Below are 13,784 nucleotides of genomic sequence, written 5' to 3'. Positions count from 1 at the left end.
GCCCCGGCGGGGGTCGACGCGCTAGACCTCCGCCATGAGATCTCCCACGCGCTTCAGATCGGCGGTCGCCGCCGCCCTGCTGGGCCTCCTCGCGGCGTTCGCGGTGCCCGGCGGCGACGCCCCGGCGCAGGCCGCCGACGACGGCGCCACCACCGTCGGGGACGTCACCGGCTTCGACCACGCGGGCGGCGTCTACCGCCTGAGCGCGGGCAAGGCCGTGGCCCGCGTCACCTTCGTCTCCACGGAGACCTTCCGCCTCGAACTCGCCCCCGACGGCACGTTCACCGACCCGGCGGGCAAGGACATCGTCCTGCCGCAGGGCCGGGCCCCGTACACCAAGTGGCGCGAGAAGAGCGACCGTTACGAGTTCAGCACCTCCAAGGTGACGCTGCGCGCCTATAAGTCGCCGCTGCGCTTCGCCCTGCACCGCGCCGACGGCACGCGCCTGTGGGCCGAGACCAAGGGGCTGTCCTGGACGAAGGACACCACCACGCAGAGCCTCGCGCGCGGCACCGACGAGCAGTTCTACGGCGCCGGCATGCAGAACGGCCGCGGCAACACCTCGCACCGCGGCCAGAAGGTCGAGGTCGCCGTCGACTACAACTGGAACGACGGCGGCCACCCCAACTCCGTGCCCTTCTACCTCTCCTCGGCCGGCTACGGAGTCTTCCGCAATACCTACGCCCCCAACACGTACGACTTCGCCGAGCCGGTGACCGCCACCGCGAAGGAACAGCGTTTTGACGCCTACTACTTCGCCGGGCGCGGCACCGACGCGGCCAAGGACGTCATCGGGCAGTACACGAAGCTCACCGGTAAACCCTTCCTGCCGCCCGTCTACGGCATGGAGATAGGCGATGCCGACTGCTACCTCCACAACGCCAACCGCGGCGAGCGGCACACCCTGGACGCCCTGAAGGTCGCCGACGGCTACGTGGAGCACGACATGCCGAACGGCTGGATGCTCGTCAACGACGGCTACGGCTGCGGCTACGAGGACCTCGCCGAGACCTCCAAGGGCCTCGCCGAGCGCAAGATGAAGATGGGCCTGTGGACCGAGGACGGCCTCGAAAAGATCGCCGAGCAGGTCAGGGCGGGCCAGCGCGTCGCCAAGCTGGACGTCGCCTGGGTCGGCGACGGCTACAAGAAGGCGCTGGACGGCTGCAAGGACGCGTACCAGGGCATCGAGGACAACAGCGACGCCCGCGGCTTCACCTGGGCCCCCGAGAGCTGGTCGGGCGCGCAGCGCTGCGGGGTCCAGTGGTCCGGCGACCAGAGCGGCAGCTGGGAGTACATCCGCTGGCAGATCCCGACGTACGCCGGGTCCACCATGTCCGGCCTCGCCTACACGACCGGTGACGTCGACGGCATCTTCGGCGGCAGCCCCAAGACGTACGTACGCGACCTCCAGTGGAAGATGTTCCTGCCGGTCACAATGACGATGGACGGCTGGGCAGCCAGGGACAAGCAGCCCTTCCGGTACGGCAAGCCGTACACCTCCATCAACCGCACGTACCTGAAGTTGCACGAGTCCCTGCTGCCCTACCTCTACTCGTACGCGCACGAGGCGACGGAGACCGGTGTCGGCGCCGTGCGGCCGCTGGCCCTGGAGTACCCCGACGACCCGAAGACGGCCACCGACGCCGCCAAGTACGAGTTCCTGACCGGCGAGGACTTCCTCGTCGCACCCGTCTACAAGGACACCGCCACCCGCGACGGCATCTACCTCCCCAAGGGCACCTGGATCGACTACTGGAGCGGCCGCACCTACCAGGGCCCGACCACGGTCGACAACTACAGCGCGCCCCTCGACACCCTGCCCCTGTTCGTCAGGGGCGGCGCGAGCGTACCGATGTGGCCGGGCGGCATCCGCTCCTACGAGGACCGCACGGCTGACTCACCGCTCGCCTGGGACATCTACCCGCAGGGGAATTCCTCCTTCGAGCTGTACGAGGACGACGGCGTGACCCGGCGGCACCGCGACGGCGAGTACGCCACCCAGCGCGCCGACGTCCGGGCGCCGCGCTCCGGAGCGGGCGACGTGAGCGTGCGGATCGGCGCGAGCAAGGGACGCTTCGACGGGAAGCAGAGCACCCGGCCCTACGCGTTCACACTGCACACCGGGGACGCGCCGAGCCGTGTCGAGCTGGACGGGAGCGGGCTGCCGCGGCTCACGTCGAAGGCCGCGTACGAGAAGGCGGCGCGGGGCTGGTTCTACGACCGGGACGACCGGGGCGGTGTGGTGAACGTCAAGACGACTTCCCTGCGCACCGACCGCGCCTTCGAGCTGACCCTCGACGACACGAGCGCCGTCGGCGGCGCCGTACCCGGGGCTGCCGCCACCGTCGGCGTGCCCGCGGGCCAGGAGCTGGGCGCGGGCACGCCGGGCAAGGTCACCGTCGACGTCACGGCGGGCACGAGGGACACCACCGACGTCGAGGTCACCCTCGACGCGCCCGAGGGCTGGACCGCCGGCACCGCGAAAGCCGACAAGATTGCGGCGGGCACCACGCGCCGCGTCGAGGTGCCCCTCACCCCGGCGAAGGACGCGAAGCCGGGCGAGCAGACGTTGACCGCGCGTGTCCGCCACCGCTCGGCGGGTCAGGAGCGCACCGCCGTCCAGCGGTTCGCGCTCGGCGTGATGCCCGAGGCGCCGGACAAGCACGTCACGTGGGCGAGCGACATGGTGTGGCTGAAGTCCACCAACGGCTACGGGCCGGCCGAACGCGACCGCAGCAACGGCGAGTCGGGCGCCGCCGACGGCCGGACGCTGACCCTCGCGGGCAAGATCTACGAGAAGGGGATCGGGGCGCACGCGGACTCCGTCATCGAGGTCTACCCGGGCGGGCGCTGCACGAAGTTCACCGCCGACGTGGGCATCGACGACGAGATCAACGGCTACGGAGAGGTGGCCTTCTCCGTCGAGGCCGACGGCAAGGTGCTGTGGACCTCGCCGAAGGTGACGGGGGCCTCGGCGACCGTGCCGGTGGACGTCGACGTGCGCGGCGCCCGGCACGTGGAGCTCACGGTGAAGGACACCAACGGCTCCAAGAGCGGGGACCACGGAGACTGGGCGGCGGCCAAGTTCAGTTGCGCGTAGGAAGTGGGTGACAGGGGCGGAGGGAGCAACCCTTCCGCCCCGTGCCGACCGGCGGGAATCTCTCAGTCGTCCGAGGAATCCGAGGAATCCGACGGGCTCTCGCCGCCGCCCTCGCTCTCACCCTCCGCCACTGGTCCCTCCGCCACCGGCCCCTCCGTGTCCTGTCCGGGCCGCTGGGTGGGCTTGGGCTTCGGGGGGCGGGTGCGGTCGCTCGGCGGGGTGTCGCGGGAGAAGGGCCCGCCGCCGTCACCACCGCCGCCACCGTCACGGCGCCGCAGATAGCGCTCGAACTCCCGGGCGATGGCCTCGCCCGAGGCCTCCGGGAGCTCGGCGGTGTCCCGCGCCTCCTCCAGCGACTGGACGTACTCGGCGACCTCGCTGTCCTCGGCGGCCAGCTGGTCCACGCCGAGCTGCCAGGCGCGCGCGTCCTCGGCCAGCTCGCCCAGCGGGATGCGCAGGCCGATCAGGTCTTCCAGACGGTTGAGGAGCGCGAGCGTCGCCTTCGGGTTCGGCGGCTGCGAGACGTAGTGCGGGACGGCCGCCCAGAGGCTGACCGCCGGGACGCCCGCGTGCGTGCACGCCTCCTGGAGGATGCCGACGATGCCCGTCGGGCCCTCGTACTTCGTCTCCTCCAGATCCATGGTGCGCGCCAGGTCCGGGTCGGACGTCACGCCGCTGACCGGGACCGGCCGGGTGTGCGGGGTGTCGCCGAGCAGCGCACCCATGATCACCACCAGCTCGACGCCCAGTTCGTGCGCGAAGCCGAGGATCTCGTTGCAGAACGACCGCCAGCGCATGGACGGTTCGATCCCGCGGACCAGGACGAGGTCACGGGGCTTGTCGCCGCCGACGCGGACCACCGAGAGCCGGGTCGTCGGCCACGTGATCTTGCGTACCCCGTCGTCGAGCCAGACGGTCGGGCGGTTGACCTGGAAGTCGTAGTAGTCCTCGGCGTCCAGCGCCGCGAACACCTCGCCCTTCCACTCCTTGTCGAGGTGCGCGACCGCGGCGGAGGCGGCGTCGCCGGCGTCGTTCCAGCCCTCGAACGCGGCCACCATGACCGGGTCGACCAGCTCGGGAACTCCCTCGAGCTCGATCACCCAGGCCTCCTTCCGATGTTCCCTTGCGTACGCCCCAACCTTACGGCGTCGGAAGGGGCCCTCAGCAGCCCCCTCGCTATGGGGAATGCGTGATCACTGCCCACCTCCGGCGGCGGGAAACAGCGGGGAACGGGGGCGTTCCATGGGCCCGGAGCGCCGTCACAGCGTGGAGCGCAGCCACTGCTCCACGCTCGCGATGTGCACCGTCGCCCACGACCTGGCCGCCTCCGCGTCGCGGTCGCGCAGCGCCGTGAGGATCGCGCGGTGCTCGTGCAGCGTGCGGCTGACGGCGTCCTCCTGGGTCAGGCCGCGCCAGACGCGGGCGCGGGTGGTGGGCCCGGACAGGCCGTCCAGCAGGGAGCACAGGACGGAGTTGCCCGAGGACCGCACGATGCCGCGGTGGAACTCCAGGTCGCAGGCGACCAGCTCCTCCACGGACGGGGCGCCCCCCAGCTCGTCCAACTGCCGCGCCAGCGCGTCCAGTTCCGCCTCGCCGATGTGGGCGCAGGCCATGGCGGTGGCCGCCGGTTCCAGGATGCGGCGTACGGCGAGGAACTCCAGGACCGTGTCGTCGCGGTGGAAGTCGACGACGAAGCTCAGCGCCTCCAGGAGGAGTTGGGGGTCCAGGCTCGTCACGTACGTGCCGTCGCCCTGGCGCACGTCGAGGATGCGGATCAGCGAGAGCGCGCGGACCGCCTCGCGCAGGGAGTTGCGGGACAGGCCGAGGCCGGCGGCGAGTTCGCTCTCCTTGGGCAGCCGGTCGCCGGGGCCCAGCGCGCCGGAGACGATCATTCCCTTGATCTTCTCGATGGCCTCGTCGGTGACAGCCATGGGACCTCGCCTCAGGATTCAAAGAACCAACAGACATCCGATGTGTGTGCTGATTATGTCCCCTGCGCTGCGCGGCTTCAGCCGAAGCGTTCGATCCTGATCCGGTCCACCGGCTGGCCGCCCTCCACCAGCAGCCGCGAGGCATGCTCCGCGAACCCGTTGGAGCCGCAGACGTACGCCTCCCAGCCGCCCTCGGGCCACCCTGACCAGCCGCCCTCGGGCCGCCCCGCCCCGCCGAGGAAGGGCGCCAGGTGGGCCGCGTTCAGCCGGCCTTCGGCGCGGGTCAGCACGACGCTGGTCTCGTCCGCGTACTCGTCGGCGTAGATCAGGTCCTCGGGCGTGCGCGCCGAGACGATGAGCCGCAGCGGCACGGTGAGACCCGCGAGGCGGTGGTGGCGGATCATCGACATCAGCGGCACCACGCCCGACCCGGCCCCGAGCAGCAGCGCGGGACGGTCGCCGGGCCACGCGAAGAAGCCGGACAGCGGCCCGCGCACCTCGACCGTGTCGCCGACCCGGGCCACGGTGTGCAGATGCCCCGACACCTCGCCGCCCGGCACATGGTCGAGGGTCAGCTCGATCTCGCCGCTCGCATCGGGCGCGGAGGCGATGGAGTAGTGCCGCTGGGCGACGTAGCCGTCCGCCGCGGTGAGCCGCAGCATGAGGTGCTGGCCCGGCAGGTGCCCCTGCCAGTCGGGGACCTTGAGCCGGAACGTCGACACGGCCGCCGTCTCCCGGCGGATGTCCGTGATCAGCGCCCGCTGCCACAGGGCGGCGGCGCGGTTGCTGACGGCGATCCGGCCGGGCACGGCGAACCGCGTCGGCGGCACGAAAGCGCCCTCGTGATACGGGGTCTCAGTCACCTGCGTAACGCTCCTCGGCCCACGGGTCGCCCCGGTGGTGGTAGCCGTTCTGCTCCCAGAAGCCCGGCTCGTCGCGGTCCAGCAGGCGCAGCCCCGCGATCCACTTGGCGCTCTTCCAGAAGTAGAGGTGGGGGACGATCAGCCGGGCCGGGCCGCCGTGCTCGGCGGGCAGCGGCTCGTCCCCGTACTCCCAGACGATCCACGCCTTGCCGCCCGTCACGTCCGCGAGCGGCAGGTTGGTGGTGTAGCCGGTGTGGGAGTACGCGACGACGTGCGTGGCCGTGGCCAGCGGCCGGGCGGCGGCCAGGAACGTGTCCAGGCTCACCCCGCCGAACCGCACGCCGAACTTGGACCAGCTGGTCACACAGTGGATGTCACCGCGGTACTCGGAAGGCGGCAGCGCGTGCGCCTCGTCCCAGGTCCAGGTGTGCTCCGCCGCCACCAGGCCGTCCACGCGGAACGTCCAGTCGGCGGCGGCCAGCTGCGGCGTCACCTCGGCGGACAGGACGGGCCAGCCGTCGCGCGCGTCGTACTGGCCGGGCGGCAGGCGCGGGTCGCGGTCGGCCGCGCGGGCGCGGCCGGTGAAGCCGCGGGTGGGCTCGGAGGGCTCCGCCTCGGCGGGCGTCGTGCGCGATGGGGAGGTCATACGGTGCTCGTCACTCCGGGGTCGGTCGCCGCGTCCCGCAGGGCACGCAGGACAGCCGGTTCATCCAGCGTACGCAGGGTGCGCCCGCGCATCAGGACCCGCCCGTCGACCACGGTGTCCCGCACGTCACCGGCCGTGGCGGCGTACGCGAGCGTCGACCAGGGGTCGTGCCGGGGCGCGAGGTGCGGCCGGTCCAGGTCGACGACGACGAGGTCGGCGCGCTTGCCCGCCTCCAGGGAGCCCAGTTGGGCGTCGAGGCCGAGCGCCCGCGCCGACTCGATCGTCGCCATCCGTACGGCCTGCTCGGCGCCGACCGCCGTGGGATCGCCGCCCGCCTTGTGCACCAGCGCGGCCACCTTCACCGCGCCCAGCACATCGAGTGTGTTGGAGCTCACGGCGCCGTCGGTACCGAGGCCCACCGTGACACCCGCTCCGAGCAGCTCGGGCACGCGCGCGATGCCGCAGCCCAGCTTGAGGTTCGACACCGGGCAGTGCGCGACGGCCGTGCCGGTACGGGCCAGCGTCGCGACCTCCGCGTCCGTGAGGTCGACGGCGTGCGCGAGCAGCGTGTCGGGGCCGAGGACGCCGAGCGAGTCGAGCAGCTCCACCGGGCGCATGCCGTGCCGCTCGGTGACCATCGCCACCTCGCCCGCGTTCTCGGAGGCGTGCAGGTGCAGTAGGGCGCCGTGCTCCCGGGCCAGCGCGGATATCTCCGTCAGCTGCGCGGGGTCCAGCGTGTACGCGGAGTGCGCGAAGACGACGGGGCGGGTGCCGGGCGCCGGCGTACGGGACTTCAGGTCGGCCGCCGCCCAGTCGGCCCGCTCCGCGTAGGGGCGGCCGTCCGGCGGGCCCGGCACGTCCATGAACGTCGGCCCGGTCAGCAGCCGCCACCCGGCCTCGCGCGCCACCGCCTCGGCCGCCTCGTGGAACCAGTACATGTCGAGGGCGGTGGTCACCCCGCCCCGCACGGACTCGGCGATCGCGGCGCCGAGGGCGGCCGTCACCGTGGCGGGGGAGAGGATCTCGGCCTCGCGCGGGATCACCCGGGCCAGGAAGCCCTGGAGCGTGACGTCGTCGGCGATGCCCCGCATGAGGTTCATCGCCAGGTGCGTGTGGGTGTTGATGAGCCCCGGCAGCACGAGGCAGCCCCGCGCGTCGATCTCCTCGGCGGCCTCGTACGCGGCGCGCAGCCGCCCGGCGGGGCCCACCTCGACGATCCGGCCGTCCCGGACGGCCACCGCGCCGTCCGCGACGACCGTGCCCGAGGCGTCGACGGTCAGCACGTCCCCGCCGTGCACCAGCAGGTCGAGGGAGCCGCCGCGGGTCTGGGCCGGCAGGTCGGTGGTGTGCATCGGTCGCGTCTCTCCCTGTTCAGTGCTCGGCCGCGGCCAGCAGACGCAGCGCGTCCAAGGCTATCCGGGCGCCCCGGTCGACCCCTTCGGCCACCACGTCGCGGTGCGGGTCGTAGCCGCTCGTCGAGAACGGCGCGTCCTCGGCGACGAGTTCGTCCGCGTTCGCGCCGTCCACGACCAGCGCGCCGCCCGCCGTCAGGCCGTGCGTGGAGGCGAAGACGTACAGCGCGGACAGCTCCATCTCGATGGCGGCGATCCCGGCGGCCGTGTACGCCTCGCCGGGCAGCGGCAGGAAGCCCGGCTGGAACGCGGCCCGCGTCCACACCACGCCCCGGTGGTAGGGGCGCCGGCCGCCCGCGCCGCGCGCTCCAGGGCGATGACCGCCTCCGGGGCGGAGAACGCCGGGTACTCGGCGGGGATCAGCTGCTGGGTCACGCCGTCGTCGCGTACCGCCGCGTCCGCGATGACCAGGTCGCCGTCGCGGATGCCGGGGCGGATGGCGCCCGCCGTGCCGAGCCGCACCATCGTGCGGACGCCCGCCTCGGCGAGCTCCTGGAAGAGCAGGATCGCCCCGGGGGCACCGACGCCGTGCGAGGAGACGACGACCTCCGTGCCCTGCCAGGAGCCGGTGAAGGTGCGGTACTCGCGGTGGTACGACACCTCCTTCGCGTCGGACAGCAGATCGGCGACGGCGGCCGCGCGCCCCGGATCGCCGACCACCACCGCCTGGGCGGGCAGTCCGGTGCGCGGGACGCGGGTGATGGGCAGGGCGTCGGTGAGCGACGTCATGAGGAGACTCCTACCAGGGGCTCGGGGGCCGGGGGCGCCGAGCCCCCGGCCTTGGGCCCCACGGACTTGAGGCGCTTACGCCGCTTGCGGCGCGCCGTGGACAGGAAGAGGGCGATCAGGGTCACCACGTAGGGGGCGGCGTCGGTCGCTTGTTGCGGCAGGCCATGGCCCTGGAGCCGGAAACCGACCGCCTCCGCGACACCGAAGAGCAGCGCGGCGAGCAGCACCCCGAGCGGCAGCGCCCGGCCCAGCATGACCGCGACCACGGCGATCCAGCCGCGCCCCGCCGTCATGTTCTCCGAGAACAACGTGACGTTGCCGAGGGCGAGTTGGGCGCCCGCGAGACCGCACAGGAGGCCGCTGGTGAGGACGGCCGCGTACTGGTACGTGGCCGGGCGCACGCCGAGCGTCGCCGCCGCGTCCGGCGCCTCGCCCACCCCGCGAAGCCGCAGGCCCCAGGGGTGCCGGGCGAGGAACACGGCCGCGACGGCCACGGCCGCCCAGGAGACGTACACGAGCGGGGAGTGGCCGGAAAGGACCGGTCCGACGAAGGGGACGGCGTCAAGGCCCGGCAGGTCGACGCCGCCGAGCCCCGCCAGCCGCGGGTCGGAGAAGGTGCCCTGCACGCCGAAGACCGTACGCAGAAGGAACCCGGTCAGGCCGACCGCCAGGAGGTTCAGCGCGACCCCGAGGACGACGGCGTCACCGCGCAGCGTGATGGTTCCCACGGCGAGGATCATCGCGTACGCCGCCGAGGAGAGGGCACCGAACAGGACACCGAGCCACGCGCTGCCGGTGAACCAGCTGCCCGCGACCGCGCTGAAGCAGCCGATCAGCATCATGCCTTCGAGGCCGATGTTGAACACGCCCGCCCGCTCGCAGACCGCGCCGCCGAGCGCGGCGAGCAGGATCGGCGTGAGGGCGAGCAGCGCCGAGTGGAAGAGTGCGGAGTCGACGGACATCACAGGTCCCCCTTGCGGCGTGTGGCCTTGGCGGCGCGCCGCCAGGTCAGTCGGAGCCGCGCGGCCAGGAAGACGATGACGACGGCCTGGAGCACCTGCGTCAGCTCACGCGGCACCTCCGTGGCCCGCTCCATGGCGAGCCCGCCGACGTCGAGCGCGGCGAAGAACAGCGCGGCGAGCGCCGTGCCGAGCGGTGCGGCCGAGGCGAGCAGCGCGGCGGTGAGCCCGGTCCAGGTGTGCCCGGCGGCCGTCAGCGAACCGTCGATGAAGCGGTACGGGAAGCTGAGCACCCCGATCGCGCCGACCAGCCCCGCGACGGCCCCGGACAGGGCCATCAGGCGCAGTGTCAGGCGCGGCCTGTCGACACCCGCGTACGCCGCGAAGCGCGGATTGAGCCCCGTCATGCGCATCTCGTAACCCGTGGCGGTGCGGGCGTCCGCGAAGGCGAACACCGCGGCGGCGAGCGCGACGAGCACGAGCCCCACGGTGACCGTCGACGAACCGAAGGCAGGCAGCGCGACACCGTCCGGCAGCGGCCTGGTCTGCGGCAGGCTGGAACCGTCCTCCTTGAGCGGGAAACGCGCGAGGTAGGAGGCGAACGACATCGCCGGATAGCCGAGCAGCAGACTGCTCACCAGCAGCGGTACGCCGAACCGGTTCTGGCAGGTGGCGGCGAGCGCGGCGTAGGCCCCGCCCGCCAGCATCCCGGCGAGCAGCGCGGCGGCCACGGCGAGCGGCGCGGGCAGCGGGACGTACAGCCCGGTGGTCGCGGCGGCGATCCCGCCGAGCACCAACTGGCCGTCACCGCCGAGGTTCAGCAGCCCCGCCCGCATCGGAATGGCGAGCGCCACGGCGAGCCCGAGGATGCTGGTGCCGGTCGTCAGGGTGGACCCGATGCCGTCGGGCCCAAGGGCCCCGCTGACGACGGAGCCGTACGCCCCCACGGGGTCGGCGCCGGTGCCGACCAGGAAGAGCGCGCCGACGAGCACGGCGGCGACGACGGAGTGCAGGGCGGAGGAGCGCAACAGCCGCGACACAGCCGCGGACCGCCCCTCGGACAGACTCTGGACGGCCATGTCAGGGGCCTTCCTTGGCGGGGGCGGGGGAAGTGGCGGGGGAGGGGTGCGGGGCCGGCCGGGGCGGTCGGAGCCGTCGGGCCGGTCCGGGCCGTTGGGGCCGCCGGGTTCGTCAGGCGGAGTCGGGGTGTCCGAGCCGCCCGTGGCCTCTGCGGGTGTGGCAGGCCGGGAGTCAGGGGTCTGGTGAGGAGTGGCTTCGGTCAGGAGCGGTGCCTCGGCGGGTGTGCCCGGGTGGGAGCCAGGAACCTGGTGCGGCACGCGCGGCGCTTCGGCGAGGGCCGGTGCCCCGTCGGTCCGGCAGGTCCGGGCGCTCCCCGGGATCTCGGCGCCCGCGCAGGACCCCGCCCCCGCCATCGCCAGCCCGAGCGTCCTCTCGTCCGCCTCCGCGCGCGCGTACTCCGCGACGACCTCGCCCTCGTACATCACGAGGACCCGGTCCGCGAGGCCCCGGATCTCGCTCAGCTCCGCCGAGACCAGCAGGAGCGCGTGGCCCGCGTCGCGGTGGGCGATCAGCTGGTCGTGGATGGTCTGTACGGCGCCGATGTCCACGCCCCGCGTGGGCTGTTCGACGATCAACAGCGGGGATTCGTGGGCCAGTTCGCGGCCGATGACGAGCTTTTGCAGGTTGCCGCCCGACAGGGACCGCGCCGCGTGCCCGGTCGACGCCGCCTTGATGCCGAAGCGGTCGACCAGCGCCCGCGCGTGCGCCCGCAGCCGGGCCGGGCGGAGCAGGCCGTGCCCCCGGTGGTGGCCCATGGCGAGGTTCTCCGCGATCGTCGCGTCCGGCGCCGTGCCGACCGCCGAGCGGTCCTCGGGGACGTACGCGAGACCGGCCGCACGCCGTTCCGCCACCGTCGCGTCCGTGATGTCCCGCCCGGCGAGCGTGACACGCCCCGCCGTCAGCGGCCGCAAGCCGGTGACGGCCTCGATCAGCTCCGACTGGCCGTTGCCCGCGACGCCCGCGACACCGACGATCTCCCCGGACCGGACCGTGAGCGAGACGCCCCGCACCCCGTCCGCCGTCAGCTCCGAGACCGACAGGACCTCGGCGCCCGGCGAGCCCGCCGGATGCGTCCGGTCCAGCTCCACCGCCCGCCCCGTCATGGCCGCCGCGATGCCGTCCGCGCTCGTGTCGGCGGTCCGCATGCGGGCCGCCACCCGACCGTCCCGCAGCACGGTCACCGCGTCACTGCCCTCCATGACCTCGCGCAGCTTGTGCGTGACCAGCAGGACGGTGCGGCCCTCGTCCGCGAGGGAGCGCAGCACGCCGAAGAGCGCGTCCGCCTCGGCGGGCGTCAGCACGGCCGTGGGCTCGTCGAGGATGAGCGTACGGGCGCCCCGGTAGAGGAGTTTGAGGATCTCCACGCGCTGGCGCACACCGACCGGCAGCTCCCCGACCCGCGCCGCCGGATCGACGGCGAGCCCGTGCTCATCGGCGAGCGCCGCGACCCGCCGCAGCGCCTCGGCGCGGTCGACCAGAGCGAACCGGCGCGGCTCGGCGGCGAAGACGACGTTCTCGGCGACCGTGAAGGAGGGAAAGAGCTTGAAGCTCTGGTGCACCATCCCGAGCCCGGCCGCGATCGCCTCGCTCGGGCTCGCGAAGGACACCTCGCGCCCGTCCAGCAGGATCTGCCCCGCGTCCGGCCGCGTCAGGCCGTACAGGACGGACATCAGCGTGGACTTGCCCGCGCCGTTCTCGCCCATCAGCGCGTGGATCTCCCCGCGCCGGACGGTCAGGTCGACCCGGTCGTTGGCGAGCGTGCCGGGGAACTCCTTGGTGATGCCCCGCAGTTCGACGGCGGGCGCGCCGCCGGTCTCCTCAGGCGGCGGGGTCATCGACGGTCAGCTTCCCGGCGACGATCGCATCACGCAGCTCCTCGACGCGCGTCAGCACGTCCTTGTTGGCGGGCTTCGCGATCAGGCACTTGGAGTCGGCCACCCCCGGCTCCAATCCGGTCAGCGACATGCCGCCCTCCTTCAGGCCGTACGACACCGTGGTGCCGCCCTTGCCGCCGAGGATCTGCGCGATGCCCTTCTCCACGGCGACATCGGTCTTCTTCAGTACGTTGTCGACGACCACGCCGGGGCTGCCCAGGCACTGGTTGGCGTCCACGCCGTACGCCTGGAACCCCTTGCCGTTCGCGCCCTTCGCCGCCTGGAAGACGCCCGTGTTGCCGCCGGCCGCGGCCGCCATCACCTGGTCGGCCCCGCCCGAACGCAGCGTCGTCGCCTGGTCCTTGGCGCGCGCCGCGTCGTTGAACGGCGACTGCCCGCCCACGAACAGCGTCCGGGCGCTCACCTTCGGGTTCGCCTTCTTCGCGCCCGCCGCGAACGGCTCGCTGTACCGCCGGAACTGCGGGGTGTCGAGCACGTCGACGGCCCCGACCTTCCGGCTCTTCGTGAGCAGCCCGGCCTCGGCTCCCGCCAGATACACCGCCTCGTGCTCGCGGAAGACGGCGCACGTGACGTTCTCGTACGTCTTCTTCGTGCACGCGTCGACGAGCAGGAACTGCTGTTCGGGGTGCGCCTCGGCCTGCTGCGCCACGATGTCCGCGAACTCGAAGCCGACCAGCGTGACGACGTCGGGCGCGGCGTCCACGGCCGAGGCGACGTTCTGCTGGCGCGAGTCGTTGTCGCCGCTCTGGAAGACCTTCTGCGAGCCGCCGTGCGCCTTCGCCGCGGCCTTCACACCGGTCACGGCGAGCTTCAGGAACTCGTTCTGGGCGACCGGGTCGGGCGTGACGAGCGTGAACGTCCTGCCGCCCCCGTCCTCGCCCGAGTCCCCGCCCTTGGCGGCGGCGTTGCAGCCGGTGGTGAGGAGCGCGGCACAGACGGCACCGGCGGTGAGCCTCAGGGACGTACGCGTACGCAAGAACATCAGGGACACAGGGCGCGCCTTCGTGAAGGTGCCCGGGAGCGGCCCGGGCGGTGGCAGGAGAGTCGTACGTGCGTGAGCGGTGTCGCTCAGCGAGAACAGCGGCGACAGCCACACATGCGGTGGCCGCGGGACACGGCGGGGCAGCGCGGCGCGGCGACTGTCGCGGTCATGGGCTGGCCTCCTCGCA

8 protein-coding genes and 3 pseudogenes are annotated in these 13,784 nt (G+C 73.0%); 1 reads left to right on the top strand and 10 read right to left on the bottom strand.

The window, feature by feature from the left end; genetic code table 11:
- Positions 1-34: 34 nt before the first annotated feature.
- Positions 35-3,100, top strand: coding sequence for an NPCBM/NEW2 domain-containing protein (locus ACOBQB_RS17080; protein WP_423592707.1), 3,066 nt, complete (start codon positions 35-37; stop codon positions 3,098-3,100).
- Between the two features lie 62 nt (positions 3,101-3,162).
- On the opposite strand, the gene ACOBQB_RS17075 is transcribed toward ACOBQB_RS17080, so the two are convergent.
- The 10 genes and pseudogenes from ACOBQB_RS17075 to ACOBQB_RS17030 form a co-directional block, all read right to left on the bottom strand.
- A complete protein-coding gene (locus ACOBQB_RS17075; protein WP_423592705.1) occupies positions 3,163-4,200 on the bottom strand; it encodes a PAC2 family protein in 1,038 nt (345 codons plus the stop codon).
- Positions 4,201-4,359: 159 nt separating this feature from the next.
- Positions 4,360-5,031, bottom strand: a complete 672-nt coding sequence (locus ACOBQB_RS17070; protein ID WP_423592703.1) for a FadR/GntR family transcriptional regulator — start codon at positions 5,029-5,031, stop codon at positions 4,360-4,362.
- A 77-nt stretch (positions 5,032-5,108) separates the two neighbouring features.
- Entirely contained in the window at positions 5,109-5,894 is a 786-nt protein-coding gene (locus ACOBQB_RS17065) for a ferredoxin reductase (protein WP_423592702.1), read from the bottom strand.
- On the bottom strand, positions 5,887-6,540 hold the full coding sequence (locus ACOBQB_RS17060) for a sulfite oxidase-like oxidoreductase (RefSeq protein WP_423592701.1): 654 nt from the start codon (positions 6,538-6,540) through the stop codon (positions 5,887-5,889). Before ACOBQB_RS17060 ends, ACOBQB_RS17065 begins: the two co-directional genes overlap by 8 nt.
- Entirely contained in the window at positions 6,537-7,892 is a 1,356-nt protein-coding gene (locus ACOBQB_RS17055) for an amidohydrolase (protein WP_423592700.1), read from the bottom strand. The genes ACOBQB_RS17060 and ACOBQB_RS17055 overlap by 4 nt, the downstream gene beginning before the upstream one ends.
- Before the next feature lie 19 nt (positions 7,893-7,911).
- Positions 7,912-8,681 (bottom strand): annotated as a pseudogene (locus ACOBQB_RS17050) (purine-nucleoside phosphorylase).
- Entirely contained in the window at positions 8,678-9,643 is a 966-nt protein-coding gene (locus ACOBQB_RS17045; protein ID WP_423592699.1) for an ABC transporter permease, read from the bottom strand. Before ACOBQB_RS17045 ends, ACOBQB_RS17050 begins: the two are co-directional and overlap by 4 nt.
- Positions 9,643-10,521 (bottom strand): annotated as a pseudogene (locus ACOBQB_RS17040) (ABC transporter permease subunit); the annotation flags it as partial. The pseudogene ACOBQB_RS17040 and the gene ACOBQB_RS17045, both read right to left, overlap by 1 nt.
- Positions 10,522-11,049: 528 nt before the next feature.
- Positions 11,050-12,555, bottom strand: a pseudogene (locus ACOBQB_RS17035) (ABC transporter ATP-binding protein); the annotation flags it as partial.
- The gene (locus tag ACOBQB_RS17030; protein ID WP_423598538.1) at positions 12,539-13,597 is read right to left on the bottom strand and encodes a BMP family ABC transporter substrate-binding protein; all 1,059 of its coding nucleotides are present in this window, start codon (positions 13,595-13,597) and stop codon (positions 12,539-12,541) included. The pseudogene ACOBQB_RS17035 and the gene ACOBQB_RS17030, both read right to left, overlap by 17 nt.
- Positions 13,598-13,784: the final 187 nt, after the last annotated feature.

The organism is Streptomyces sp. G5(2025), from assembly GCF_049542075.1.
GTDB lineage: Bacteria > Actinomycetota > Actinomycetes > Streptomycetales > Streptomycetaceae > Streptomyces.
Note: the sequence above shows the minus strand (reverse complement) of the source record. Positions and strands in the feature narration are given on the sequence as shown.

What these genes read in the sequence shown, in the direction of transcription:
- ACOBQB_RS17080 (WP_423592707.1), top strand. Translation starts at nt 35, where the DNA reads ATGAGATCTCCCACGCGCTTCAGATCGGCGGTCGCCGCCGCCCTGCTG.
- ACOBQB_RS17070 (WP_423592703.1), bottom strand. Translation starts at nt 5,031, where the DNA reads ATGGCTGTCACCGACGAGGCCATCGAGAAGATCAAGGGAATGATCGTC.
- ACOBQB_RS17060 (WP_423592701.1), bottom strand. Translation starts at nt 6,540, where the DNA reads ATGACCTCCCCATCGCGCACGACGCCCGCCGAGGCGGAGCCCTCCGAG.
- ACOBQB_RS17055 (WP_423592700.1), bottom strand. Translation starts at nt 7,892, where the DNA reads ATGCACACCACCGACCTGCCGGCCCAGACCCGCGGCGGCTCCCTCGAC.
- ACOBQB_RS17045 (WP_423592699.1), bottom strand. Translation starts at nt 9,643, where the DNA reads ATGTCCGTCGACTCCGCACTCTTCCACTCGGCGCTGCTCGCCCTCACG.
- ACOBQB_RS17030 (WP_423598538.1), bottom strand. Translation starts at nt 13,597, where the DNA reads ATGTTCTTGCGTACGCGTACGTCCCTGAGGCTCACCGCCGGTGCCGTC.